This is a genomic window from Kitasatospora sp. NPDC058444, from assembly GCF_042721415.1.
Lineage (GTDB): Bacteria > Actinomycetota > Actinomycetes > Streptomycetales > Streptomycetaceae > Kitasatospora.
On record NZ_JBHXLL010000046.1, the window covers coordinates 17,763 to 42,662 of the forward strand.

Annotated in this window: 21 protein-coding genes; 15 read left to right on the forward strand and 6 right to left on the reverse strand. The window is 73.3% G+C overall.

The window, feature by feature from the left end; translation table 11 throughout:
* Nucleotides 1-12 precede the first annotated feature (12 nt).
* Nucleotides 13-1,311 carry an ABC transporter substrate-binding protein gene (locus tag ACFWP2_RS32855; RefSeq protein WP_380458313.1) on the reverse strand — a complete coding sequence of 433 codons (1,299 nt, stop codon included), beginning with the start codon at nucleotides 1,309-1,311 and terminating at the stop codon, nucleotides 13-15.
* A 255-nt stretch (nucleotides 1,312-1,566) separates the two neighbouring features.
* Here ACFWP2_RS32855 and ACFWP2_RS32860 point away from each other — a divergent pair, with 255 nt between their 5' ends.
* Both ACFWP2_RS32860 and purU read left to right on the forward strand, forming a co-directional pair.
* Nucleotides 1,567-2,001 carry a hypothetical protein gene (locus ACFWP2_RS32860; RefSeq protein WP_380458315.1) on the forward strand — a complete coding sequence of 145 codons (435 nt, stop codon included), beginning with the start codon at nucleotides 1,567-1,569 and terminating at the stop codon, nucleotides 1,999-2,001.
* A gap of 121 nt (nucleotides 2,002-2,122) precedes the next feature.
* Nucleotides 2,123-2,989, forward strand: coding sequence for a formyltetrahydrofolate deformylase (gene purU / locus ACFWP2_RS32865; RefSeq protein ID WP_380458317.1), 867 nt, complete (start codon nucleotides 2,123-2,125; stop codon nucleotides 2,987-2,989).
* A gap of 31 nt (nucleotides 2,990-3,020) precedes the next feature.
* Here purU and ACFWP2_RS32870 read toward each other — a convergent pair whose 3' ends face one another.
* Both ACFWP2_RS32870 and ACFWP2_RS32875 read right to left on the reverse strand, forming a co-directional pair.
* Complete coding sequence (locus ACFWP2_RS32870; RefSeq protein ID WP_380458319.1) at nucleotides 3,021-4,235, reverse strand: zf-HC2 domain-containing protein; 1,215 nt, start codon at nucleotides 4,233-4,235, stop codon at nucleotides 3,021-3,023.
* On the reverse strand, nucleotides 4,232-4,798 hold the full coding sequence (locus ACFWP2_RS32875) for an RNA polymerase sigma factor (RefSeq protein ID WP_380458321.1): 567 nt from the start codon (nucleotides 4,796-4,798) through the stop codon (nucleotides 4,232-4,234). Before ACFWP2_RS32875 ends, ACFWP2_RS32870 begins: the two co-directional genes overlap by 4 nt.
* A 565-nt stretch (nucleotides 4,799-5,363) precedes the next feature.
* On the opposite strand from ACFWP2_RS32875, the gene ACFWP2_RS32880 reads away from it, so the two are divergent.
* Entirely contained in the window at nucleotides 5,364-5,837 is a 474-nt protein-coding gene (locus tag ACFWP2_RS32880; protein ID WP_380458323.1) for an ATP-binding protein, read from the forward strand.
* 405 nt (nucleotides 5,838-6,242) lie between these two features.
* On the opposite strand, the gene ACFWP2_RS32885 is transcribed toward ACFWP2_RS32880, so the two are convergent.
* On the reverse strand, nucleotides 6,243-7,280 hold the full coding sequence (locus ACFWP2_RS32885; protein WP_380458325.1) for a GlxA family transcriptional regulator: 1,038 nt from the start codon (nucleotides 7,278-7,280) through the stop codon (nucleotides 6,243-6,245).
* Between the two features lie 120 nt (nucleotides 7,281-7,400).
* Between ACFWP2_RS32885 and ACFWP2_RS32890 the strand changes: the two genes are divergently transcribed.
* From ACFWP2_RS32890 to ACFWP2_RS32910, 5 genes are all read left to right on the forward strand, one after another.
* Entirely contained in the window at nucleotides 7,401-8,717 is a 1,317-nt protein-coding gene (locus ACFWP2_RS32890; protein WP_380458328.1) for an MFS transporter, read from the forward strand.
* Between the two features lie 151 nt (nucleotides 8,718-8,868).
* The gene (locus ACFWP2_RS32895) at nucleotides 8,869-9,396 is read left to right on the forward strand and encodes a GNAT family N-acetyltransferase (RefSeq protein ID WP_380458330.1); all 528 of its coding nucleotides are present in this window, start codon (nucleotides 8,869-8,871) and stop codon (nucleotides 9,394-9,396) included.
* A 124-nt stretch (nucleotides 9,397-9,520) separates the two neighbouring features.
* On the forward strand, nucleotides 9,521-9,874 hold the full coding sequence (locus ACFWP2_RS32900) for a DUF4229 domain-containing protein (RefSeq protein ID WP_380458332.1): 354 nt from the start codon (nucleotides 9,521-9,523) through the stop codon (nucleotides 9,872-9,874).
* 29 nt (nucleotides 9,875-9,903) lie between these two features.
* Complete coding sequence (locus ACFWP2_RS32905; RefSeq protein WP_380458334.1) at nucleotides 9,904-11,025, forward strand: LacI family DNA-binding transcriptional regulator; 1,122 nt, start codon at nucleotides 9,904-9,906, stop codon at nucleotides 11,023-11,025.
* A 118-nt stretch (nucleotides 11,026-11,143) separates the two neighbouring features.
* Complete coding sequence (locus tag ACFWP2_RS32910) at nucleotides 11,144-14,422, forward strand: SdrD B-like domain-containing protein (protein WP_380458336.1); 3,279 nt, start codon at nucleotides 11,144-11,146, stop codon at nucleotides 14,420-14,422.
* Nucleotides 14,423-14,497: 75 nt separating this feature from the next.
* Here ACFWP2_RS32910 and ACFWP2_RS32915 read toward each other — a convergent pair whose 3' ends face one another.
* Nucleotides 14,498-15,751 (reverse strand): MFS transporter, encoded by a 1,254-nt coding sequence (locus ACFWP2_RS32915; RefSeq protein WP_380458338.1) that lies wholly within the window; start codon nucleotides 15,749-15,751, stop codon nucleotides 14,498-14,500.
* A 424-nt stretch (nucleotides 15,752-16,175) separates the two neighbouring features.
* On the opposite strand from ACFWP2_RS32915, the gene ACFWP2_RS32920 reads away from it, so the two are divergent.
* Complete coding sequence (locus ACFWP2_RS32920) at nucleotides 16,176-17,522, forward strand: dicarboxylate/amino acid:cation symporter (RefSeq protein WP_380458340.1); 1,347 nt, start codon at nucleotides 16,176-16,178, stop codon at nucleotides 17,520-17,522.
* Nucleotides 17,523-17,906: 384 nt separating this feature from the next.
* Here ACFWP2_RS32920 and ACFWP2_RS32925 read toward each other — a convergent pair whose 3' ends face one another.
* Nucleotides 17,907-18,110 carry a cold-shock protein gene (locus ACFWP2_RS32925; RefSeq protein WP_188301247.1) on the reverse strand — a complete coding sequence of 68 codons (204 nt, stop codon included), beginning with the start codon at nucleotides 18,108-18,110 and terminating at the stop codon, nucleotides 17,907-17,909.
* Nucleotides 18,111-18,646: 536 nt separating this feature from the next.
* Here ACFWP2_RS32925 and ACFWP2_RS32930 point away from each other — a divergent pair.
* From ACFWP2_RS32930 to ACFWP2_RS32955, 6 genes are all read left to right on the forward strand, one after another.
* A complete protein-coding gene (locus ACFWP2_RS32930) occupies nucleotides 18,647-19,483 on the forward strand; it encodes a menaquinone biosynthetic enzyme MqnA/MqnD family protein (RefSeq protein ID WP_380458393.1) in 837 nt (278 codons plus the stop codon).
* A gap of 199 nt (nucleotides 19,484-19,682) precedes the next feature.
* Nucleotides 19,683-20,903 carry a cyclic dehypoxanthinyl futalosine synthase gene (gene mqnC / locus ACFWP2_RS32935; protein WP_380458343.1) on the forward strand — a complete coding sequence of 407 codons (1,221 nt, stop codon included), beginning with the start codon at nucleotides 19,683-19,685 and terminating at the stop codon, nucleotides 20,901-20,903.
* 130 nt (nucleotides 20,904-21,033) lie between these two features.
* Nucleotides 21,034-21,699, forward strand: coding sequence for a hypothetical protein (locus tag ACFWP2_RS32940; protein ID WP_380458345.1), 666 nt, complete (start codon nucleotides 21,034-21,036; stop codon nucleotides 21,697-21,699).
* Nucleotides 21,700-21,948: 249 nt separating this feature from the next.
* Nucleotides 21,949-22,536, forward strand: a complete 588-nt coding sequence (locus tag ACFWP2_RS32945) for a hypothetical protein (RefSeq protein ID WP_380458347.1) — start codon at nucleotides 21,949-21,951, stop codon at nucleotides 22,534-22,536.
* A 154-nt stretch (nucleotides 22,537-22,690) separates the two neighbouring features.
* Nucleotides 22,691-23,386 carry a demethylmenaquinone methyltransferase gene (locus ACFWP2_RS32950; RefSeq protein WP_380458349.1) on the forward strand — a complete coding sequence of 232 codons (696 nt, stop codon included), beginning with the start codon at nucleotides 22,691-22,693 and terminating at the stop codon, nucleotides 23,384-23,386.
* Between the two features lie 196 nt (nucleotides 23,387-23,582).
* Nucleotides 23,583-24,893 (forward strand): geranylgeranyl reductase family protein, encoded by a 1,311-nt coding sequence (locus tag ACFWP2_RS32955; protein WP_360343495.1) that lies wholly within the window; start codon nucleotides 23,583-23,585, stop codon nucleotides 24,891-24,893.
* The last annotated feature ends 7 nt before the right edge of the window (nucleotides 24,894-24,900 follow it).

Consider the following 24,900-nt stretch of genomic DNA (forward strand, 5'->3'; position numbering starts at 1 on the left):
GGGCGGTCCGCCTCAGGCCGGCGGACGGCCCCCGGTGAGCGCCCAGCGGATGTCCACGAAGCCCGGCTGCTGCAGGGTCATCCGGCCGTTCTTGACCACCTGGTAGGTGACCCAGGTGTTCACCAGCCGCGGCGACCCGCTGCTGGGCAGCATGTTGGTGGTCCCCCAGTTGAGCGGCGGGGTGATCCCGACGTCGATGCCCTCGCCGCTGTCCAGCAGCGAGGAGACCGTCTTCGGGGTGATCGTCCGGCCGGACTCCGCCAGTTTCTGCACCGCCGTCCGGAACACCTCGTACGCGACCCAGGTGGTCTGCACGCCCGGGTCGGCGACGTCGATGGGGTGCCCGCCGGTGGTGTCGGTGCGCACCACCGCGCGCAGCCCGTCCCAGATCTTCGCCGACTCCGGCGGGTACCAGCTGGTGACGTAGGCGCCGGCGAGCGGGCCGGAGTCGCCGCCGGTGGAGTCCACCACCGACTGCTGGACGCTGCCGATCACCGAGGCGATCCGGGTGTTCTTCGCGTTCAGCCGCCGGTAGGAGTCCAGCAGGTTGCCGGTCGGCTCGGCGGCCAGGGCGCTGGTGATGCAGTTGCCCGGCTCGTCCTTGCCGATCGCCTTGCGGATCACCGGGGTGTAGTCGGAGGACTGCTCGGGCGCCTTGACGTCCGTCAGCTTGATCCCGGCCGGCCGCAGCGCGGTGCCCAGGTAGCCGAGCAGGTTGTCGCCGGCCGGGGTGTCCGGGCGGACCAGCGAGACGGTCTTGCAGCCGGCGTCCACCAGCTGGCGGCCGTTGCCCGCGATCAGCGCCGGCATGCCGCCGTCCACCGGGTAGGACAGCGGGCTGGAGAACTCCGGCTGGGAGAGCCCGTAGCCGCCGATCAGCGGGATGCCGGAGCGCTCCAGCACCGGCATGAACGCCTCGCCCCACTGGCTGTAGGAGCCGATCACGGCGACCACCTTGGCGTCCACCGCCTGCTGGGCACAGGCGCGGGCACCGTCCGCGGTGTTGTGCTCGTTGCAGGTGATCACGCGCAGCCGGTGGCCGTTCAGCCCGCCCTTGGTGTTGACGTCCTGGCCGATGGCGGAGGCGAGCGCCGTCATGCCCGGGCGGTCGGCGGAGCCCGTGCCGGCCGGCGCCCAGGTCATCACGGTCAGATCGGTGCCGCTGGTCGAGGCATCGGCCGGTCCGCCGCACGCGGAGGCCGAGAAGAGGGTGGGGAGCAGGACCGCGGCGGTGGCGGCGGCTGCGATCGGGCGTCGGCGGCGCCGCCCGGTCTGGGGACGGGCCTGGAACGAGTCCCTTCGGCTGGTCATCGGTCTTCCCTCTCTGGGGCGCACTCCGGCGCACCGGAGCAAGCCAAGCCCCGGCGTCACAAGCCGAGAGGGCCGAAATGCGAACGGACGGCAAACGCCCGCCGAAATCCGGAGCGGTACGCGTGTAGATCGCGAGTGGAGTACGAACAGGCGGGGAACGTACGATCGTTCACCATGTCCGCCAGCACAGATTCTTCGTATCGGTCCGCCCGAAACCCTTCTCGTCCGGGCCACCGCTCCAGCACGATGGGCGGCATGCCGCTCAACGACCTGCCCTGGTGGCGCTGGCGAGCCCGACTGCGCTCGGCGCTGCACATGCTCTCCGACCCCGGTTTCCAGCAGGAGACCTGGCTGACCGGCCGGGAGGGGTACGGCGACGTGACCGACGCCGTCTACCGCCTCGTCGAGGACACCTGGCTGGACCGCTGGTCGGCCGAGAAGTACATCGGGACGATCTTCCGTGACTCCGCCGAGGCCGCGCTGGTGGACGTCGCGGTGCTGCGGGCCGTGCAGATGCTGCACGAGGTCGGTGCGGACGCCCCGGCCTCCGCCTACCTCGGCCACCCCGGCTGGCCGGAGACCGTCCGGGCCGCCCGGGAGGCGCACGTCGTGCTGGCCGCCGGCGACGGGGACGACCCGGACGCGGCGCCCAAGTCGCTGGACGTGCTGCGCATCCTCACCCAGGTCTGACCCGCCGGGCACCCGCCGCGCACCCGCCGTCCCGCAGTACGGGCAGCCGGGCGGCGGGTGTCCGGGATGTGACACGCTGGACCGTCCACGCACGTCACGAGCTCAGAACGGGATACCCCCAGTGGATCAGCAGCCGGCCGGCGCCCAGTACGTCCTCACGCTGTCCTGCCCCGACAAGCAGGGCATCGTCCACGCTGTCTCCAGCTACCTCTTCATGACCGGCTGCAACATCATCGACAGCCAGCAGTTCGGGGACGCCGACAGCGGGCTCTTCTTCATGCGGGTGCACTTCTCCGCCCCGGAGCCGGTCACCGCCGACAAGCTGCGGGCCAGCTTCGCCGCGATCGGCGCCTCCTTCGGGATGGACTGGCAGATCCACCCGACCGAGGAGCGGATGCGGATCGTGCTCATGGTCAGCAAGTTCGGGCACTGCCTGAACGACCTGCTCTACCGCACCCGGATCGGCGCCCTGCCGGTGGAGATCGCCGCGGTGGTCTCCAACCACACCGACCTGCGGGACCTGACCGAGAGCTACGGCATCCCGTTCCACCACATCCCGGTCACCAAGGACACCAAGGCCGAGGCCGAGCGGCAGCTGCTCGACCTGGTCGCCGCGGAGAACGTCGAACTGGTCGTGCTGGCCCGCTACATGCAGGTGCTCTCCGACCGGCTGTGCACCGAGCTGTCCGGCCGGGTGATCAACATCCACCACTCCTTCCTGCCGAGCTTCAAGGGCGCCAAGCCGTACCACCAGGCGCACGCGCGCGGCGTGAAGCTGATCGGCGCCACCGCCCACTACGTCACCGCCGACCTGGACGAGGGCCCGATCATCGAGCAGGAGGTGGCCCGGGTCACCCACGACGTCAGCCCCGACCAGCTGGTCGCGCTCGGCCGGGACGTCGAGTGCCAGGCGCTGGCCCGCGCGGTGAAGTGGCACAGCGAGCACCGGGTGCTGCTGGACGGGACCCGCACGGTCGTCTTCGCGTAGGCCGCGGGCGGTGGGCCGTGGCGGTGGTCCGCTACGGCCGGGAGAGCAGCGGGAGCGCGTGCAGCACCTCGCGGACCGCGGCCCGGTCGCCGTGCTCGCCGACCGGCAGCCGGTCCGGGTCGCGGTGCGCGGCGGCCAGCTGGCACAGCTCCAGGCCGTCCAGCACCATCGACGCCACCGGCTCCCCGCCGGGCGCGCCGCCGGTGCCGCCGGAGCGGTCGCCGCCGCCGTCGCCGTCCAGGGCGATCAGCCACTCGCCGCCCGCCGGGCCGTCGACCATCAGCCGCACCCGCCGGGCCGTCCGGACCCCGCCCTCCGGCGCACCCGGCGCCCCGGCGTGCGCGGGCCGGCCCGCGCGCAGCCCGGCCAGTGCCCGGGGGAGCAGCCGGACCACCAGCTCCACCATCTGCCGCAGGTGCTGCGGCGTCGGCGGATCGTACGGGTAGGCGACCGCCCGGGCCACGTCCTCGCCGTGCACGAAGCACTCGAAGGCGCGGTCCACGAAGGCGTCGCGCAGCGGCAGCACCGCGAAGCCGTAGTCGACCGGGGTGTTGCCCTGCGGCGCGAGCGCGGCGCTGCGCACCAGGTCATGGGCCTGCCGCCGCCAGCGGGAGCGCACCGACTGCGGCGCCAGGCCGGCCTGCTCGGCGATCAGCCGGGTGGTGCGCGCGGTGATCCCGGCGTACGGGCCGCCCTGCGGCGGGACGCGCGGCACGGACGGTCCGGCGACCGGCTCCTGCGGGGGCACCCGCCGCCCGGCCGGCGCGGTGGGCGGGCCCGGAGCGGCCGGCACCGGGTCGGGCAGACCGAGCGCCAGCGCCAGGAAGCCGTCCACCGCGGTCAGGTGGCCCAACACCTCGGCCGGACGCAGCCGTTCGGTGCCGCCGTGCCACGGCAGTTCCGCCACCTCCTGCCACTCCTCCGGGCCGAGGTCGCGCAGCAGCGCGTCGAGCTTGGCGGTCTCCGCCGTGTACGGCACGCCCCAGACGGGGACGGGCAGTTCGGCCGGCCGGCGGGCCAGGCACCAGTCGAGCACCTGCTGGCGCAGCGAGCCGGGCTGGTCCAGCGGCTCGTCCAGGGAGAGCCAGCCGGCCGCCTCGCGCAGCCGGGCCGCCTCCTCGGCGCACTCCCGGCAGTCCCGCAGGTGCTGCTCCAACTCGGCGGCCTCGCGGGCCGGGCAGGCGCCGAGGGCCCACGCGCCGAGCAGCGAGCGCAGGGCGTCGTGCTGCTCCTCAGTGCTGCTCACGTCTCCCCGTTCCCGTCCCCGGCTCCGTCCTGGCGGGCGCGTTCGTCGGCCAGTTCGGTGGCCAGCAGCTCCAGACCGAGCCGCATCCGCTGCTTGGCGGCCTGCTCGCTGATGCCGAGCAGCCGGGCCGTCTCGCGGTAGGTGCGGCCGTCGTAGTAGGTCACCGCGATGGTCTCACGCAGGGGTTGGGGCAGGGAGTCGACCACGTACTGCATCCGCGCGGCGGTGGCCACGGCGCGGATCTCGGCCTCCGCGCCCGGTACCCGTTCGGCGGCCCGCCGTGCCCGCAGCCGTTCGACCGCGCGGTGGTGGGTCAGCGCGCCGAGCCAGGAGCGCAGGGTGCCCTGGTCGGGGTCGAAGTCCTCGGGGTGCTCCCAGACGTGGGCGAAGACCTCCCGGGTGAGCTGGGTGGCGGCCGTCTGGTCGGCGAGTATCCGTCCGGCCAGGCCGTGCACCATCGGCGCGAGCCGGTCGTAGAGTTCGCCGAGCGCCGTCTCCTCGCCGCGGGCGAGGCGGCGCTGCAGCTGCTCGTCCCAGCGCGGGGTCCGCTCCGGGGTGGCCATCGGGAACCACCCTCCTGACCGGGTTCGCTGGCTTACCCAACGGTATCTTGCGGCCGGGCGGCGCCGGGGGCGATTCCGGCAAGAACGGAACCGTTCCTCGCGGATCGCCCTCTTCATGGATGTGCTTCCCGGCCCGGGTCCCCGGCGGGTGGTCCGCGAGTGGCGGGCGGGGCGTGAGTGGCACGCGGGGCGCGAGTGGCGGGCAGGGCGCGCGGGGTGCGCGGCGTGGGCTCCCGGCGGTGGGACCGGCCGGTCGGCCGCGGCCGAACGATCACCGGTACGAGCCTCGCGAGAGTGAGCGGCACAGTATGCACTGCCCTGTCGCCCGATCGCCGGAATATGCCCGAAGCGCTTGCTGAGGTCCGTCCCCCCGCCCATCCTGAGGCGTATTCGTGTCGCGGCCGGTGCCCGACCGACGAGACGGCGCGGACGAGTGGGCGCGGACGGACGGACCGGGCGGGCGCCCGGGCACGGCTCGGGTGGTGCCGGGCGACGTGCGTGGGCCCGCCGGCCGATCCGACCCGATCGGGACTAAGGCCGAACTGCGAGTGCGGGTGGTGGAGCGGTGCAGGTTCTTCAGGTACAGCTGGCGGTGCAGGCTGACCCCGCCGAGGTCGGCCGGGCCCGCCGGTGGGTGCGCTCGCGGCTGCTGAACCACGGGGTGGACCCGGATGCGCCGATGGCCGAGACGGTGGTGCTGGTGGTGTCGGAGCTGGTCACCAACGCCGTGGTGCACACCGGCTGTCCGGCCGTGCTGAGACTCTGTCTGCCGATGGCCGACGGCCCCCAGGAGGACGGGCCGGCCGCCCCGCTGCGGGTGGAGGTCGCCGACGCGAGCCAGGTCCCCCCGGCGCCGCGGCACGCCGGTGCGGACCGGGACGCGACCAACGGGCGCGGCCTGGAGCTGGTCGAACTGCTCTGCGAGCGCTGGGGCTGGTACCCGGAGGGCCCGGGCAAGCGGGTCTGGTGCGAGATCGGCAGCGACGCCCGCCCCGCGGATCCGCTGGCCGACGTGGACTGGGCGGCTTTGGCGCAATAGCGGCTTTCGCGACGGCCGTCGGACCGTGCCGGGCACGATGCTGATCACCGGCCGAAAGGTGACGCAACCATTCCGAATTTCCGACTACCCATTGACGTGACGTATCCGACTGATCACGCTTGGGTGCGGCGCTCCGTCGCGAGGGGACGCCGAGGGGACGTCCGTCCACCGCCGCGGTGCTGCTGTCCAGGGGATTCGGGTGCCGGCAGGGGGGACCGCGGACGGTCGGTCACGGGCCGCTCCTCGGCGAGTGCGGAGAGCGTGGCGCGGAATCAGGGTGAGCGCGCCGGGGTCGGATGGCGGCCTGCCGTACCGCGCTCGGCGCGCGCACGGCCTGCCGCCATCCGATCCGCCGCCGGGTCCTGACGAGATCCGGCCACCGCTCGGGCGGGTCCCGGGTCGCGCTCAGGAAGCGCGCCGGGCGGGACCCCCGTGGACGGCCCGGCTCCCGGGTGCGGCTCCGCTCTCGGGGAAGGGCGGGAGGGTGCGGAAGGTGCGCCGGTAGGCGCTCGGCGCGACGTCGAGCCGGCCGCGCAGCTGAAGCCGCAGTGAGGCGGCGGTGCCGAAACCGGACTCCCGGGCGACCTGGTCGATCGTCAGATCGGTCCGCTCCAGCAACTGGCGGGCCCGCTCGGTGCGCTGGGTGGTGATCCACTGGCCGGGGCTGGCGCCGGTCTCCTCGCGGAAGCGCCGGGTGAAGGTCCGCACGCTCATCCCCGCCCGGTCGGCGAGCTGGCGCAGCACCAGCGGCCGGTCCAGGTGCTCCAGCGCCCAGGCGCGCACCGCGGCGGTGCCGCTGCCGCCGGAGTCCACCGGGCTCGGGGCCTCCACGTACTGCTTCTGGCCGCCCTCGCGCCACGGTGGCACCAGGCAGTTGCGGGCCACCGCGTTGGCCACCGCGCTGCCGTGGTCGCGGCGCACCACGTGCAGGCACAGGTCCACCCCGGCGGCCACCCCGCCGGAGGTGAGGACGTCGCCGTCGTCGGTGTAGAGCACGTCGGGGTCCAGCCGCACCTTGGGGAACAGCCGGGCGAAGTGCTCGGTGTAGCGCCAGTGGGTGGTGGCCGGGCGGCCGTCCAGCAGGCCGGCGGCGGCCAGGACGAAGGAGCCGGTGCAGATCGACATCAGCCGGGTGCCGGGCCGGATCCGGGCCAGCGCGGCGGCCAGGGCCGGGGTGAAGCAGGCGTCGGCGACGGCCGGGCCGGAGTCGGCGGAGGCCGGGATCAGCACGGTGTCCGCCCGTTCCAGCAGTTCGGGCCCGTGGTCGACCATGATCCGGAAGTCGGCGCTGGTGGTGACCGGCCGTCCGTCCAGGGTGCAGGTGGCCACCTCGTACAGCGGCCGTCCGGCCGGGTCCCTGGCGCCCCCGAAGATGCGGGCGGGGATGCCGAGTTCGAAGGCGATCACGCCCTCCAGGGCGAGTACCGCGACCAGGTGTGCCATGCCGTCCCCTCGGGCGTCGGTGGGTCCGGGCCAGGGTACTGCGGGCCGTGGCCCGAATCTTGCGAAAGCTGTCATTCAGGCCACTCGTCCGGCCCCGGGCGGACCGGAACACTCGTTCGCGTGACCGAACGCAGCGCCCTCGCCCCCGTCTCCGGCTCCCGACCGCCCACCCCGGCCAAGCGCCCCCGGGTGCACTACGCCTGGGTGGTGGCCGGTGTCTCCCTGCTCGTCCTGCTCGGCTCGGCCGGCTTCCGCTCCACGCCGAGCCTGATGATGGACGCCCTGCACAACGAGTTCGGCTGGTCGCTCGGGACGATCTCCAGCGCCACCTCCGTCAACCTGACGCTCTACGGCCTCACCGCCCCCTTCGCCGCCGCCCTGATGGACCGTTTCGGGGTGCGCCTGGTGGTGGTCTGCGCGCTGCTGACCATCTCGGTCGGCTCCGGGCTGACCATGCTGATGCGCGAGCCCTGGCAACTGGTGCTCTGCTGGGGCGTGCTGGTCGGCCTCGGCAGCGGCTCGATGGCCGGCGCCTTCGCCACCACCATCACCGGCCGCTGGTTCCAGGCCCGCCAGGGCCTGGTCACCGGGGTGCTGACGGCCGCCGGAGCGGCGGGGAACCTGGTCTTCCTGCCGGTCGGCGCCTGGCTGGTCGAGCAGCACGGCTGGCGCTCGGCCGTGGTCGTGGTCTCGCTCGCCGCCACCGCCGTCGCCGTCCCGGTCCTGCTGCTGATGCGCGAGCGCCCCGCCGACCTCGGCCTGCTCCCGTACGGGGCGACCGAGGCCCCGGCCGCCCCGGTCGCCGGCGGCCGCGCCCTGACCCGCTCGCTGCGGGTGCTGCGGAACGCCGCGCGCGCCCGGGCGTTCTGGCTGCTGGCCGGCTCCTTCGCGATCTGCGGCGCCACCACCGCCGGCCTGGTCGGCACCCACTTCATCCCGGCCGCGCACGACCACGGCATGCCGGTCACCACCGCCGCGAGCCTGCTCGCCCTGATCGGCGTGTTCGACGTGCTCGGCACCGTCTTCAGCGGCTGGCTCACCGACCGGGTCGACTCCCGGCTGCTGCTGACCGTCTACTACGGGCTGCGCGGTCTGTCCCTGCTCCTGCTGCCGCAGCTGCTGGCCGGATCGCTCCAGCCGCCGATCCTCGCCTTCGTGATCTTCTACGGCCTGGACTGGGTGGCCACCGTGCCGCCGACCGTCGCGCTGTGCCGCCGGCACTTCGGCGAGGACGCCCCGATCGTCTTCGGCTGGGTGCTCGCCGCCCACCAGATCGGCGCGGCCGTCGTCGCCGGGCTGGCGGGCCTGGCCCGTGACGCGCTCGGCAACTACGACCTCACCTGGTACGGCGCCGGGGCGCTGTGCGCGGTCGCGGTGGGGCTCTGCCTGGCGCTGCGCGGCGGGCGGGCCGAGCGGGCGGTGCCGGCCCTCCCGTGACGGGCGGACCGTGCCGGTGACCGGCCGGTGGCCGGCCGGTTCGTGCACCGGTTCGCGCCGGTTCGCACCGGTTCGCGGGCCGGTCCGGGCGTCGGGGGTGATGCCGGACCACCCGGTAGGACCGTCGTACCGGAGGTCTAGGCTCCGCTCCATGGCGCTCATCTTCACCCTGGACCCGGAGCTCGACCCCGATCTGCGGACGGAGATCGTCCGGCTGTGGGCCGACGTCACCAACGCGGGCGGGGCGGTCGGTTTCGTGGCACCGGTCACCGAGGAGGAGGTCCGGGACTCCGCCGAACGCCAGTTCGCCGGGGTCGAGCCGGACGGCCCGGACCGGTTGCTGGTCGCGCACGAGAGCGCGACGGGCCGGCTGGTCGGCGTGCTGTTCTTCGCGTCGATGCGCTTCGACCTCATGGAGCACTGGCGGATGCTCAAGCGGGTCATGGTGCACCCCGACGTCCAGGGCCTGGGCCACGGCGCCCGACTGCTCGCCGAGGCCGAGCGGGTGGCCCGGGAGTGGGGCCTGGAGTCGCTGCGGCTCACCGCGCGCGGCGGCCTGGGGCTGGAGCGGTTCTACGCCCGCAGCGGCTACCGGGAGGTCGGCCGGGTGCCGGCCGCGATCCGGGTCGCCCCCGGGGACGACCGGGACGACATCACCATGTGGCTCGACCTGCGCTGAGGACGGCCCCGCCGGAATCGGGCGGGCCCGCAGGGGCCGGGCGGGCCGGATCGGGAGCCCCGTGCCCCGCCCCGGCCGTCAGGCATGCTTGACTGGAGGACCGGCCCCAGCGCAACGAAGAAGGATGTGTCGAGTGACCAGCAACGGCCCGGAGAAGTCGCACGCCACGCTCCGCTACACCTCCCTGCGGGTCAGCATCTTCCTCGGCTGCCTGCTGGTGGCCCTGCTGCTCGGGCACTTCCAGATCATCCCGGTCAGTGGTGAGGCCGGCATGATCTTCCTGTTCCTGCTGGCCGCGGTCGCCTCCGCGCCGCTCAGCTACGCGCTGCTGAGCAAGCAGCGCGACGAGATGTCCTCGCAGATCAGCGGCAGGGTCTCCGGGATGCGCAACCGGACCGCCGACCGGATCGCCGCGCAGAACGCCGAGGAGGACGCCGCCGACGACGCCGCCCGCGCGGCCGCCGCCGGCCAGAGCTGACCCCGGCCCCGCCCCGGAGCGCAGCCGCCGTGCCCGCCACCCGAGACTCCGCGCCGTCCGAGCCGCCCGCCGAGCAGCAGCCCGTCGAAGGGGCGTCCACCGAGCAGCCGCCCGCTGAGGGTGCGTCCGTCGAGGGGGCGCTCGGTACCTGGCCGGCCCCCGTGCGCCGGCCCACCGGGCGGGACGTGGCGCGGCTCGCCGGGGTCTCCCAGGCCACCGTCTCCCTGGTCTTCTCCGGAGCCGAGGCCGGCCGACGGGTCTCCGAGGCCACCCGGGAGCGGGTCCGGGAGGCCGCCCGCAGCCTCGGCTACCGCCCGCAGGCGGCCGGGCGCCAGCTGCGGCTCGGGCGCAGCGGAATGATCCTGCTGGCCGTGCCCAACCTCCAGGGCCCGTTCTTCGGCCGGGTGCTGGAAGGCGTCCACGAGGAGGCCGGCCGCAACGGCCTGGCCGTCGTGGTCAGCTCCGGCTGGGGCAGCGCCACCCTGGCCGAGGCCGCCACCGCCGGCCGCTTCGACGGCCTGCTGATCTGCTCCCCGGACGACAGCCAGCTCGGCGAGCTGCCCGCCGACACCCCCGCCGTCTTCCTGGACGCCGACCCCGGCACCGACCGGGCCCGTCCGACCGTCGAGCTCGACGTGGCCGGCGGGATGCGCGCCGCGGTCGAGCACCTGGCCGCGCTCGGGCACCGCCGGATCGGCCGGCTGCGCTCCAGCCACTCCGCCTACACGTTCCGGGTCCGGCAGGCCGCTTTCGAGCGGGCTGTCCGTGAACTCGACCTGGACGTCGTGGAGTTGGGCGTGAGCCTGAACGACGGCCACCGGGCCGCGCGGACCGTCGCGGGCCGGCTGCTGGAGCGGGCGGACCGGCCGCGGGCGGTGATCTGCGACGACGACGTGGTCGCCTCCGGGGTCTACCAGGCCGCCGCCGAGCTCGGGCTGCGGGTGCCGGAGGACCTGTCGGTGGTCGGCATGGACAACGTCGCGGTGGCCGCGCTGCTCGCCCCGCCGCTGACCACCGTCGACCTGCCCGGTGAGGAACTGGGCCGGGCGGGCGCGGCCGCGCTGGCGGCCCTGCTGCGCGGGGAGCGGGTGGCGCCGGTCGCGCCGCTGGCCACCTCGCTGGTGCTGCGCTCCTCCACGGCGCCGGCGTAGCGGTCCGGGAGGACTGGTCACTCCGTCGGACCAGTCTGAACGTCCGACCGGGTGATTACCGTTCGGTTCGACTCGCGGCGCGGGCCCGAAGGGATTATCGGACGCTGAGATTCCGCTCATGCGGACGCTCCGACCACGAAACCCCCGCCCGCCCCGAGCAGCCCGAACGGCAGCGGCCTTCGGCCTCCTCGCGGGCGCGCTGCTCACCGGCACCCTCACCGCCCCGCCCGCCGAGGCCGCCGTCACCTTCACCAAGACGGTGGACAAGACCACCGTGGCGCCCGGCGAGAACGTCACCTACACCCTGCGCTACACCTGCTCGGTGACCGACTGCACCAACGGCCGGATCACCGATGGCCTCCCGGCCGGGATGGAGTTCGTCGGCTGGATCCCGGACGCGTCCACCGTGGACGTCGCGGGCTCCACCGTGCCGGCCGCGGGCACGGTCGGCGGCGCCCTCGACATCAAGCTGCTCACGCTCACCCCCGGGACCACCGCGACCGTCAAGGTGGTGCTCAGGTTCCCGAACTTCACCACCCCGAACAGCACCCGGACCGTCAACTCGGCCACCCTGAGCGCCGACGGGGAGGCACCGCGGACCGGCTCGGCCACCACCACCGCGGTCGTCCAGCCCGACTACAAGGTCACCAAGAGCGTCCAGACCAGCAGCCGGGACGGCCGCTCGGTCACCTACCAGTTCAGCGCCTGCTCCGTCCCGGGCGTCCCCAACGTCGACCTCGACGCCGGCCGGCTCGTCGACACCCTGCCGCCCGGCGCCGTCGTCGACACCGGGCGCTCGCCCGGCTGGACCCAGGACCCGGACAACCCGGACCGCTGGGTCCACGACATCGGCGCGTTCCGGGCCGACGACGGCCGCGCGGGCTGCCGCTACCCCGGCGTGCTGGTCGTCGACTACCCCGACCCGACCTTCCCCAGCGGCACCACCTCCACCAACTCGGTGGTCCTGCAGGGCGATCCGCTCGGCCCCGAGCCGATGCGCGACCTGTCCACCGACACCGCGCAGACCCCCACCTTCCAGCCGCCCGCCACCGGCATCCAGGTCACCGCCGGCAAGCAGTGGCAGCGCGAGGTCGTCTCCGGCGACATCGCGTCGATCAACCTGCACCCCACCAACTCCGCCGGGCCCGCCACCAGCCTGGTGATGACCGACCCCGGCTCCGGCACCACCCCCGGCCTCTACGACTGGCTGATCCCGCAGGCCCTCCAACTGTCGGAGTGGAACCCCACCAGCGTCGTCCTCGCCCTGCGGTACCGGCTGAACGGCGACCCGACCTGGCTGACCTTCACCCCCGGCAGCCCGTTCAACGGCTCCACCGGCCGCTGGATCACCTTCGCCGAGGGCGCCGGCAGTCCGGCCCGGGACGTGATCGGCATTCCGGCCGGCCGCCGGCTGGACGGGCTGCGCTTCGACTGGAACGGCCCGATCCCCACTGGTTGGAGCCCCGGCAACGCCGTACGGCTGCACGCCCAGGTCGTCACCCCCGGCCACGACGGCAGCCCCGCGCCCACCCCGCTGCACAACTGCGTGGACGTGACCGGCACCGACGCCGCGGGGGAGACCTCCTCGGCGAGCGCCTGCGCCGACACCACCGTCACCGCGGCCACCAACCTCGGCGCCGCCAAGACCACCACCGCCGGCGCCGTCCTCGCCCCCGGCGGCATCGCCACCTTCCAGGTCGTCCCGTACAACCGCACCGGCCGCACCCTGGGCACTCCGCTCGTCCTGTACGACCTGCTGCCGCCCGGCCTCGTCTACCAGGACGGCAGCGCCCGCCCCGACCCGGCCCATCGGGAGTCCGTCGCCCCGCAGTCCGTCCAGGTGCTGCCCGGCCCGGACGGCCGCCAACTGCTCAAGCTGACCTGGCCGGCCGGAGCGCCCGACATGATGTACGTCGACGACCACCGGGCCTACCGCACCCTGATCGACGTCCAGGTCGCCGGCGGCGCCCGGCCCGGCACCCTCACCAACGACGTCTACGTCACCACCGAGGGGGCCACCGCACCGGTCACCTGCTCCTACTTCGGCACCGACGACGGCGTGCCGGACACCCATGACGTCAACGGCAACGGCGACACCGCCGAGACCGTCTGCCACGCCTCCTCCCCGGTCGAGGTCCAGGTCCCGGCCGTGCTGCGCGCCTTCAAGGAGGTCAAGGGCGACCTCGACCAGGACTACGGCAGCACCGGCAGCACCACCCCCGGCGGCGGCGTCTCCTACCGGCTGACCGTCCGCAACGACTCGCCCGACCCCGTCACCGAGTTCATCGCGTACGACAAGCTGCCCACCCCGGGCGACTCGTACGTGCTGAACCCCGACGTCCCGCGCGGTTCCGCCTGGACGCCCTCGCTGTCCCAGCCGCTGACCTCCAGCGACCCGACGGTGGTGATCGACTACACCACCTCGCCCGACCCCTGCCTGACCGGCGCGATCACCGTTCCCGGCCCCTGCGACGCGAACGCGCGGTGGACCACGACCTTCCCCGGGCCGGGCGACGCCACCTGGTTCCGGATCCGCCGCCCGGGCACCCTGCCGGCGGGCGGGCTGTTCACCCTGACCTGGTCGATGGTCGCCTCGGTGGACGCCGGTGACACCGACTTCGCCTGGAACAGCTTCGCCTACACCGCCACCGACTCCACCGGCAGCCCGCTGCTGCCCGCCGAGCCGGCCAAGGTCGGGGTCGGCGTCCAGGCACCGGTGCCGCCGGACAACGCGCTCGGCGACCGCGTCTGGGCCGACCGCGACGGCAACGGCATCCAGGACCCCGGCGAGAGCGGGGTGCCGGGCGTCCGGGTGGAGCTGCTGGACGGGGCCGGGCAGCCCGTCCGGGACAAGACGGGCAAGCCGGTCACCACGGTGACCGACGCCGAAGGGCACTACCTGTTCGACAAGCTGCCGGACGGGCAGTACGCGGTGCGGTTCGACCTGACGACCGTTCCGGCGGGGGCGAAGGTCACCCGGCAGCACGCGGGGACGGATCCGGCGCTGGACTCGGACGCCGACCCGACCACCGGGCTCACCCGGACGGTGCGGCTGGCCGGCGGGCAGTACGACCTGGGCCTGGACATGGGGCTGGTGCCGGCCGGTACGCCGTCGCCGACCTCGTCGCCGCCTCCCACGTCCTCGCCTTCGCCGACCTCGTCGCCTTCGCCTTCGCCGTCGCCGACGTCCTCGCCGTCGCCGACGTCGTCGCCGTCACCGACGGGGAGTCCGTCCCACGGTCCGACTCACAGCCCGCACCCGTCCCCGAGCCGCGGCGGCGAGCTGCCCCACACCGGTGGGCCCGGGCTGCTGCCGGCCGCGCTCGGTGCCGCCGTCCTGGGCTCCGGTGCGCTGTTCACGGTGATCGCCCGGCGTCGTCGGGGCCGCCACAGCTGATCACCCGTAGGTAAGAGGAGAAGACTGCGCCCGCCGGCCAGACCGCCGGCGGGCGCAGTCGTTCGTGGGGGTGGGTCAGCCCACCGGGACGGGCTGCGGGGACGGGGCCAGCGGCGTCGGCTGGAACCAGCGCCGGGCGCCGAACAGCACCAGTCCGCCGAGGGCGATCCCGCCCACCGCGCAGAGCGCCACCGAGCGCAGCGAGCCCTCGGCGAGCTTGCCGGAGACGGCGTAGCCGAGCGAGTTGCCGGTGGCGAAGAGCGTCACCAGCCAGGCGAAGGCCTCGGTGACGGTGCCGGTCGGCGCCAGTTCGGCGACCAGGACGAACGCCGCCGCCAGCAGCGGGGCCAGCATGATCCCGGAGAGGAAGGCCAGGGCGGCCATCGGGTACGGCCCGGGCAGGATGACCAGCGGCGGGTAGGAGGCGGCCATCGCGAGGGCCATCACCCAGGTGCGGGTGGCGGTGGTCTGCCGCCACTTGACCGCGCCGTAGGCGAGCGCGCCGAGCAGGCCGCCGAGCGCCGCCAGCGCCAGCAGGGTGCCTCCGCCGCCGGGCAGCGCGCCGACGTGCCGCTCGGCGTAGGCGATGAACAGCACGTTCTGCCCGCCGACCGCCCAGCCGGCCCCGGCCAGTCCGACCAGCAGGAGCACCAGTCCGGGGGAGCGCAGCGGTCCGAGCAGTCCGGCGGACTGCTCCCGCGCCGGGGCGCGCCAGGACCGGGCGGGTCCGGCGGTGGCCACGATCAGCGCGCCGGCCAGTCCGAGCCCGGCGGCCACCCAGAGTGCGGCGACCGGGCTGAAGAGCCCGGAGATGGCGGCGACGGCCAGCGGGCCGGCCACGTAGAGGATCTGCTGGGAGGCCGAGTCGAAGGCGTACGCGGTGTCGAGCTGCTTCTCCTCGACCACGTCCGGCCAGAGCGAGCGCAGGCAGGGTTCCAGCGGGGGCATGGCGAGGCCGGCGATGGCGGCCCCGAGCGGTGCGCCGACCGCGGAGCCGGGGGCGAGGGCGAGCAGCGCGTACCCGCCGCCGGCCACCACGGCGGAGGCGAGCAGGACGCGCGGCTGTCCGGTGCGGTCCACGATCCGGCCGAGCACCGGCCCGCCGATGGCGGCGGCGATCGCGTAGGCGGAGGTGGCCAGTCCGACCCGGCCGTACGCGACCCCGGCGTCACGCAGGGCGAGCGCGATGACGAGGGCGGTCATGCCGGCGGGCAGACGGCCGAGCAGGGTGCCGAGCAGCAGACGGGTGACGTGCGGGGCACGGAGCAGGGCGAGGTAGCCCATCGGCGTCCTCTCCGGGTGGGCAGGCAGGGTCGGGGACGCCGCCAAAGTTATACGTATAACTGCTCAGCGGTCAATCGGGCTGCCGAGTCGCCCTGATGGGGCGTCAGTCTCGTTCGTGTCCGGAGTTCGTGTTCGTGACGAGGTTGCGGTGGGCATGCACTCTGCGTGATCTCAAACAAGTACTTTGAACATCTCAAACCTTTACTGCTAACGTATCGGCCATGTCAGCCTCAGACGCACTGCGGATGCACGGCCCGGGCCCACGGCCCGCCGCCGCCCGCCCGTGTGCTCTGACCGGTGCTGTGGACAGCCCGCGCCGTTGTCGCGCCCCGCGCTGTACTGCCCTGAGCTGTATCGCGGCGGCACGCCCCTGACCGGGGCCCGACCCTTCCCGTCCGGCCCCGTGCCGTGCCGCCTGCTCCGCCCCCGCCTCACCGTCAGCAACGCCCTCCCCCGGAGACGCTCCCCCATGTCCACAGCGCCCGAGGCGACCTCGTCGCCGTCCCTGCTCGCCCGCATCCGAAAGACGCCCTTCTGGGTGCAGATCGTCGCCGGCCTCGTGCTCGGCGTCGGCCTGGGCTACCTGGCCCGCGCCGCCGACATCTCCTGGCTGGCCACCACCCTGGAGACCATCGGCAAGATCTTCGTCCAGCTGCTCAAGCTGGCCGTCCCGCCGCTGGTGTTCACCGCGATCGTGGTGAGCGTCGCCAACCTGCGCAACGTGACCAACGCGGCCCGCCTGGCCACCCGCACGCTGCTCTGGTTCATGATCACCGGGCTCATCGCCGTCGGCATCGGCCTGGGCCTGGGCCTGCTGACCAACCCGGGCGAGGGCACCAACCTGAAGACCGAGGGCCTCAAGGCGCTCGACTCCAAGGGCACCTGGATCGACTTCCTGACCGGGATCTTCCCGACCAACATCGTCGACACCTTCGCCAAGGTGAACGTGCTCCAGATCGTCTTCCTGGCGGTCGTGGTCGGTGCGGCGATCATCAAGCTCGGTGCCAAGGCCGAGCCGGTCCTCAAGCTCAGCGAGTCCGTGCTGGAGCTGACCCAGACCGCGCTGTGGTGGGTCATCCGGCTCTCCCCGCTCGGCACCCTCGGCCTGATCGGCAAGTCCGTCGCCAAGTACGGCTGGGACCTGCTGAAGCCCTTCGCCACGCTGACCCTGGACATCTACCTCGGCTGCGCGCTGGTCCTGTTCGTCGTCTACTCGCTGGTGCTGCGCTTCGCCGCCGGGCTCAACCCGCTGCACTTCTACAAGGGCGCCTGGCCCGCGATCCAGCTGGCCTTCGTCTCCCGCTCCTCGGTCGGCACCCTGCCGGTCACCCGCCGCGTGACCGAGCGCCTCGGCGTCCCGAGCGAGTACGCGTCCTTCTCCGTGCCGTTCGGCGCCACCACCAAGATGGACGGCTGCGCCGCGATCTACCCGGCCGTCGCCGCGATCTTCGTCGCCCAGGTCTACAACATCGAGCTGGGCATCAAGGACTACATCCTGATCGCCTTCGTCTCGGTGGTCGGCTCGGCCGCCACCGCGGGCCTCACCGGTGCGATCGTCATGCTGACGCTGACCCTGTCCACCCTGGGCCTACCGCTGGAGGGCGTCGGCCTGCTGCTCGCCATCGACCCGATCCTGGACATGATGCGCACCGCGACCAACGTCGCCGGCCAGGTCGTCGTGCCGATCGTGGTCGCCGCCCGGGAGAAGATCCTGGACGTCGCCGCGTACAACAACCCCTCCGGGGACCTGTACGAGGAGGACGCGAAGCCGGCCGTCGCCGCCGGCCAGGGCGGCGCGGCTCCGGTCGCGGCCTGAGGGGCGCGGTCCTGAGGGCCGCGGTCCTGGCTCGTGGCCTGAGGGTCGTGGCCCGAGGGTGGCGGTCCGAGCTCGCGGCCTGAGGCTGAGTCTGAGTCTGAGGCCCGAGGTTGGTGGCCTTCGGTTGAACGTGCGGTCGAACGCCAGAGGGGACGTTCGACCGGCATGACGGAAAGGGCCCTCTCCCGGTGACGGGGGAGGGCCCTTTCCGCATTCCTTCGCTCCGTGTCCGAACTTCGTCGCGGGCCACGGTTTTCGAAAAGGCAGGGGGCCCGCCGGATGGGCGGGCCCCCTTGGGTACTGCTCTTGTGCTCATGGTGGCGGCTGTCGGGAGCCGCCGGCGGACCCGTACGGGTCCCGAGCGATCAGATCATCAGAGGATGGTCAGACAGCGGTGACGTTCTCCGCCTGCGGGCCCTTCGGGCCCTGGGTGACGTCGAAGGTGACCGTCTGGTTCTCCTCCAGCGAACGGAAGCCGTTCGCGTTGATGGCGGAGTAGTGAACGAAGACGTCGGGGCCGCCGCCATCCTGGGCGATGAAGCCGAAGCCCTTCTCAGCGTTGAACCACTTGACGGTTCCCTGAGCCATGCCGTTCTCCTTGCGATGCGTGTCGGGGGCCACACCGTGTGACACCCGGTCCGCTGCGCTGATCGCCCTGCCTCCGGACGTGTCCGAAATTTTTCGATATTGCTGAAAAACTACAAAAAGCCTGCGGTTACATGCTCCGCAGGCTTCAAGTACTGCAAGGGGAATCAAACTGCAACTGAGGGCAACGCTAGCATGCGGTCGCTGTGACGACCAGAGGTCACTTGCGGCGTGGAAGGCGCGTGTCGTAAGGGCCGGAGAGGGCGTGTCGGAAAGGCACTTCGGCGGCGCCTCGGCGGTCCTTCGTCGGTCCTTCGTCGGTCCTTCGGCGGTGCCTCGACGGTCCCTCGGCAGCGCGTCGACGGCGCGTGAGGGCGTGTCGGGTGGCCGGTGCGAGCCGCCGCGAACAGCAGGCATACGCTGCGGGGAGGCACGAACAGCAAGGGAGCGGCGCAGTGGCAGCACCGGAAGCACAGACACCGGACGCGCGGACGCGAGAGCCCCAGGAGAACACCCCGGTCAGGCCACGGGTCGGCCACATCCAGTTCCTGAACTGCGTTCCCCTCTACTGGGGGCTCGCCAGGACCGGGAACCTCCTCGATCTGGACCTCACCAAGGACACCCCGGAGAAGCTGAGCGACCAGCTCGTCGACGGCACCCTGGACATCGGCCCGATCACCTGCGTGGAGTACCTGCGCAACGCGGACGACCTGCTGGTCCTGCCGGACATCGCGGTCGGCAGCGACGGCCCGGTGATGTCCTGCCTGATCGTGAGCAAGGTGCCGCTCGCCGACCTCGACGGCCGCCGGGTCGCCCTCGGCTCCACCAGCCGCACCTCCGTACGGCTCGCCCGGCTGCTCCTGGAGGAGCGCGAGGGCGTGCGCCCGGACTACTTCAGCTGCCCGCCGGACCTCAGCGCGATGCTCGCCGAGGCCGACGCCGCCGTCCTGATCGGGGACCCGGCCCTGCGCGCTTACCTCGGGCAGGCCGCCGACCTCGGGCTGACCGTCCACGACCTCGGCGAGATGTGGAAGGAGTGGACCGGCCTGCCCTTCGTCTTCGCCGTCTGGGCGGTGCGGCGCGAGTTCGCCGAACGCGCCCCGGAACTGACCGCCGCGGTGCACCGGGCCTTCCTGGAGTCGCGCGACCTGTCGCTGGTCGAGGCCGCCAAGGTCGCCGAGCAGGCCGCCCGTTGGGAGGCCTTCGGGGCGGACGTGCTGGAGCGGTACTTCAGCGAGGCGCTCGACTTCTCGCTCGGCGAGCGGCAGCTGGCGGGCGTCACGGAGTTCGCCCGGCGGGTCGCGCACGACAGCGGGTTCGCGCCGGACGTCGCGGTGCGGCTGCTGGAGCCGGTGGCGCTGCCGCTGGGGGCGTAGGGGCGGGCGCGCGTTCGGGCCGGGGTCCCGTTCTCGGGCCCCCGGCCCTGCTCCCGTCCTGCTCCCGCCCTGGACGGCAAGGCCCGGGTGCCGCGCGGCTCATGCGCAGTTCAGCGGGCTGACGCGGGCGGCGGAATGTGCTGGCGTAGGCTGGTTCGGCCGTACCCGAGTAGCACTTGTAGAGAGAGAAGGCCGCCAGGTGACCGAGCTCGCAGCGACCACCCTCGATGCGTCCAGCACCGACCTGAAGGCCGTGCTCGACCGCGCCGCCGCCGGTGGCCGGATCACCCCGGAGGAGGCGCTGGAGCTCTACCGCTCGGCGCCGCTGCACGCGCTCGGCTCCGCCGCCGACGCGGTGCGCCGCCGTCGCTACGCCGGCACCGAGCACATCGCGACGTACATCATCGAGCGCAACATCAACTACACCAACGTCTGCGTGACGGCGTGCAAGTTCTGCGCCTTCTACGTGCCGCCGAAGAGCGACAAGGGCTGGTCCCGCGAGCTCGACGAGATCCTGCGCCGCTGCGCCGAGACGGTCGAGCTGGGCGGCACCCAGATCATGTTCCAGGGCGGCCACCACCCGGACTACGGCGTGGAGTACTACGAGCGCGCGTTCTCGGCGATCAAGGCCGACTTCCCGGAGCTGGTGATCCACTCGCTGGGCGCCTCCGAGGTCGAGCACATGGCGCGGATCTCGGGCGTCTCCGTCGAAGAGGCCATCACCCGGATCCACAAGGCCGGCCTGGACTCCTTCGCCGGCGCCGGCGCCGAGCTGCTGCCGGCGCGGCCGCGCAAGGCGATCGCCCCGCTGAAGGAGTCCGGCGAGCGCTGGCTGGAGATCATGGAGATCGCCCACGGCCTCGGCGTGGAGTCCACCTCCACCATGCTGATGGGCACCGGCGAGACCAACGCCGAGCGGATCGAGCACCTGCGGATGATCCGCGACGTGCAGGACCGCACCGGCGGCTTCCGGGCCTTCATCCCGTACACCTACCAGCCGCAGAACAACCACCTGAAGGGCTCGACCCAGGCCACCGTCTTCGAGTACCTGCGGATGATCGCGATCGCCCGCCTGTTCCTCGACAACGTCGCCCACATCCAGGGCTCCTGGCTCACCACCGGCAAGGAGGCCGGCCAGCTGTCGCTGCACTACGGTGCCGACGACCTCGGGTCCGTCATGCTGGAGGAGAACGTCGTCTCGGCGGCGGGCGCCAAGCACCGCTCCAACCTCACCGAGCTGATCCACCTCATCCGGGCCGCCGACCGCGTCCCGGCGCAGCGCTCGACCACGTACCAGCACCTGCGGGTGCTCGACGACCCGGCCAACGACCCGGTCGACCCGCGCGTCGCCTCGCACATCGCCTCCACGGCGATCGAGGGCGGCACCGCGCACCCCGAGCTGAAGATCCTGGACAACTGAGTCCTCTTCTCCGGATGCCGGTTCCGGTTCCGGTCTCGGTCCCGGTGCTGGTGCCGCTGTCGCTGCCGCTGTCGCTTCCGTTGTCCCAGCTGTTGTCCCAGCCGTTGTCGTCGAAGCCGAAGGCGCTGTTGTGCTGACTCTGCACCGGGCGGCGTTCGTGCTGCCCGACCCGGCCGATCCCACCGCCCCGTCCATCGCCGACGGGGCGGTGGTGGTGCGTGGCGAGCTGGTGGAAGCGGTCGGACCGTACGGGGAGCTGGCGGCCGCGCACCCGGGCGCGCGGGTGCGGGACTGGGGTGCGGCCGCGCTCACCCCCGGGCTGCGCAATCCGTACGGGCACTGGCTGCTGGAACGTGCGTACCACCCCGATCCCCGGGAGGAGGTCGGCGTCGAGCCGGTGGCGGACGGGCTGGCCGGGTCCACGGACGAGGCGCGGTGCGGGGCCAGTGCGCGGCGGGGACTGCAGCGGATGCTCGGGTACGGGGTGACGGCGGTGGCCGGGCCCTTCGAGCGGGCCTCGGTGCGGACGGCGGTGGCGCGGTCGGGGATCGTGGGGCTGCCCGGTTCCGCTGTTTCCACCGGTTCGGATGGTTCCGCCGGCTCGTCAGGAGGGCCGGGTGGCGCGGGTGCGGGGCCGCTGGACCCGCTGGCCGTGCTGCCGCTCGTGGAGGCCGCGTACGGGCGGGTGGCGGCCGGGGGCCGGGCGGACTTCGCGGTGTTCGCGGGCGCGGAGCCGGTGGCGGGCGGGTGCCTGGCCACGGTGCTGGGCGGACGGTTGGTGTACCGCCGGCGGTGAGACGGTCGTCACGGTGGGCGTGACGTACCCGCCGGTAGCCGGATTTCCTTGTGGCGCACGGGACTTCCTTCGTGTGCACCCGAACTGCGGTGCCGGTGGCGGAGAGTGATTGTCTCTTCATCGTGACCTGAGGGCCCGCCAGCGGATACGATCCCGGACAGCTCACTCCGTACCCTCACCACACCACCGCCCGCGCCGCGGGTGGCGGGGCCGTGTCCCCGGCCCCGAAGGCAAGCCAGGACAGGAACCATGCGAACCGCGACCGTTCCCCCGCCGCGCATCCCGCGGTTGGGCCGTGGTTGGTACCTCGCCGCCGTGCTCAGCGCCGTGCTGGCCGTCGGCATGTGCCTGCTGGGTTGGCGCCAGGCCGACCAGGCCGACCGGATCGAGGCGCACCCGGTGAGAGTCGAGGGCGTCGTCACCCAGCTCCCGACCGGCGGCGGCACCTACAGCGCCGTCAGCTACCGGGTTGGCGGGGAGTCGCACACCGCGGCCGCGCTGCCGCTCTCGGACGCCGCCAAGGTCGGCGACAGGATCTGCCTGGAGCACGCCGCCGACGACCCGGGCGCGGTGCGGATCTGCGGCGACACCTACCCGCAGCCGGTCGGCGTGGGCCTGGCCCGGTTCAGCGTGCCGGTGGCCATCGTGCTCTTCGTGATCTGCGTGCTGCGCATCCGGCGGCACCACAAGGCCCTCGCGGTCCGCGGCGGGCAGGGGAAGCTGGCCGCCAACCTCGCACTGGCGACGGGGGCGCTGGCGGACGGGATGCCCGCGATAACGCACGGCAAGCGGTCGCGTCGGCGGCGCCGCGCGGGCGGACGGCGCGCTCAGCACTGACGCGCCGTGCCGGCAGGGGCGGGCGGGGGTTCGGCCGGGTCCGGCCGGGTTCGGCTGGGGTTCGGCCGGGTTCGGCTGGGGTTCGGCCGGGTTCGGCTTCGGGTCGGCGTGCCCCGTTGGTCGGGGCGTTCGTGTGAGGGTGAACAATGGGGTCGTGACCCGAGCCTCTCTGGACAAGCAGCCGCACGAAGTCGCCGCCATGTTCGACGACGTCGCGGCCAAGTACGACCGCACCAACGACGTGCTCTCCCTCGGCCAGGCCCGCGCCTGGCGCCGGGCGGTGGCCGAGACGGTGGCCGCTGGACCGGGGGACCTCGTGCTCGACCTCGGGGCCGGCACCGGCACCTCCTCGCTGCCCTTCGCCGAGGCCGGGGCCGAGGTCGTCCCGTGCGACTTCTCGGTCGGCATGCTGGCCGAGGGCAAGCGCCGCCACCCCGAGCTGGCGCTCACCGCCGGCGACGCCACCCGGCTGCCGTTCGCGGACGACACCTTCGACTCGGTGACGATCTCCTTCGCGCTGCGCAACGTCCAGGACACCGACGCGGGGCTGCGCGAGATGCTGCGGGTCACCAAGCCAGGCGGCAAGCTGGTGATCTGCGAGTTCTCCACCCCGACCTGGACGCCGTTCCGGACCGTCTACACCGAGTACCTGATGCGCGCGCTGCCGCCGGTGGCCACCGCCGTCAGCAGCAACCCGGACGCGTACGTCTACCTCGCCGAGTCCATCCGGGCCTGGCCGGACCAGCCGGGGCTGGCCACCAAGCTCCAGGAGAGCGGCTGGTCGAAGGTCGCCTGGCGGAACCTGACCGGCGGGATCGTCGCGCTGCACCGGGCGTACAAGATCGCTTAGCCGGGCTCGGTCGGGCTGGGCCGGGTCGGGCCGGGTCGGGCCCGGCGGTTCGGGTGTCACGGCTCGGGAGTGAGGCTCGACCGCCGCGGCTCGGGCCGGTGGTCGGGGGCGGGGGCGCATCCGGTGACGTGAGCGGAACTAGACTGCCGGAGACAAAGCCGCCGTCCCCCAGCCGCAGTTCCAGGAGTGTGTCCACGTGTCCGAGACCGCAGCCGATCTGACGAAGCCGGACAGCCCCGTGGAGAGCACGGCCGACGTCATCGTGGTCGGCGCGGGCCCGGCCGGTTCCACCACCGCCTACTACCTGGCCCAGGCCGGGCTGGACGTGCTGCTGCTGGAGAAGACCGCCTTCCCGCGCGAGAAGGTGTGCGGCGACGGCCTGACCCCGCGCGCCACCAAGCAGCTGGTGGACATGGGCATCGACGTCTCCACCGAGAACGGCTGGCTGCACAACAAGGGCCTGCGCATCATCGGCGGCGGCGTCCGGCTGGAGCTGGACTGGCCCGAGCTGTCCTCCTTCCCCGACTACGGCCTGGTGCGCAAGCGCGCCGACTTCGACGAGCTGCTGGCCCGTCAGGCCGAGAAGGCCGGCGCCCGGCTCTACGAGCGCTGCAACGTCAGCGGGCCGGTCCTGGACGAGCGCACCGGCCGGATCGTCGGCGTCACCGCCAAGCTCGGTGAGGAGAAGCGCCAGGTCACCTTCCGGGCCCCGCTGGTGGTCGCCGCCGACGGCAACTCCACCCGGCTCTCGCTCGCCATGGGACTGCACCGGCGCGAGGACCGCCCGATGGGCGTCGCCTACCGCACCTACTTCACCTCGCCGCGCCACGACGACGACTACCTGGAGTCCTGGCTGGAGCTGTGGGACACCCGTGGCGGGGAGCGCAAGCTGCTGCCCGGGTACGGCTGGGTCTTCGGCATGGGTGACGGAACCTCCAACGTCGGCCTCGGCATCCTCAACTCCTCGCCGGCCTTCGGCGAGCTGGACTGGCGCGAGGTGCTCAAGGCCTGGTGCGCCGGCATGCCGGAGGAGTGGGGCTACACCCCCGAGAACATGACCGAGCCGATCCGCGGCGCCGCGCTGCCGATGGCCTTCAACCGGCAGCCGCACTACACCCGCGGGCTGCTGCTCGTCGGCGACGCGGGCGGCATGGTCAACCCCTTCAACGGCGAGGGCATCGCCTACGCGATGGAATCCGGCCAGATCGCCGCCGGAGTCATCGTGCAGGCCCTCGCCCGGGTCACCGACGGTGGCCGCGAGCGAGCCCTCCAGGCCTACCCGCGGATCCTCAAGGACGTGTACGGCGGCTACTACACGCTGGGCCGCGCCTTCGTGAAGCTCATCGGCAACCCCAAGGTGATGCAGATCGCCACCCAGCGCGGCCTCACCCACCCGATGCTGATGCGCTTCACCCTCAAGCTGCTCGCCAACCTCACCGACCCGCAGGGCGGCGACGCGATGGACCGCGTGATCAACGGCCTCGCCAGGGTCGCGCCGAACGCCTGACCTGTTC

What these genes read in the sequence shown, in the direction of transcription:
- ACFWP2_RS32855 (WP_380458313.1), bottom strand. Translation starts at nt 1,311, where the DNA reads ATGACCAGCCGAAGGGACTCGTTCCAGGCCCGTCCCCAGACCGGGCGG.
- ACFWP2_RS32860 (WP_380458315.1), top strand. Translation starts at nt 1,567, where the DNA reads ATGCCGCTCAACGACCTGCCCTGGTGGCGCTGGCGAGCCCGACTGCGC.
- ACFWP2_RS32875 (WP_380458321.1), bottom strand. Translation starts at nt 4,798, where the DNA reads ATGGCCACCCCGGAGCGGACCCCGCGCTGGGACGAGCAGCTGCAGCGC.
- ACFWP2_RS32885 (WP_380458325.1), bottom strand. Translation starts at nt 7,280, where the DNA reads ATGGCACACCTGGTCGCGGTACTCGCCCTGGAGGGCGTGATCGCCTTC.
- ACFWP2_RS32895 (WP_380458330.1), top strand. Translation starts at nt 8,869, where the DNA reads ATGGCGCTCATCTTCACCCTGGACCCGGAGCTCGACCCCGATCTGCGG.
- ACFWP2_RS32900 (WP_380458332.1), top strand. Translation starts at nt 9,521, where the DNA reads ATGTGTCGAGTGACCAGCAACGGCCCGGAGAAGTCGCACGCCACGCTC.
- ACFWP2_RS32910 (WP_380458336.1), top strand. Translation starts at nt 11,144, where the DNA reads ATGCGGACGCTCCGACCACGAAACCCCCGCCCGCCCCGAGCAGCCCGA.
- ACFWP2_RS32920 (WP_380458340.1), top strand. Translation starts at nt 16,176, where the DNA reads ATGTCCACAGCGCCCGAGGCGACCTCGTCGCCGTCCCTGCTCGCCCGC.
- ACFWP2_RS32925 (WP_188301247.1), bottom strand. Translation starts at nt 18,110, where the DNA reads ATGGCTCAGGGAACCGTCAAGTGGTTCAACGCTGAGAAGGGCTTCGGC.
- ACFWP2_RS32945 (WP_380458347.1), top strand. Translation starts at nt 21,949, where the DNA reads ATGCGAACCGCGACCGTTCCCCCGCCGCGCATCCCGCGGTTGGGCCGT.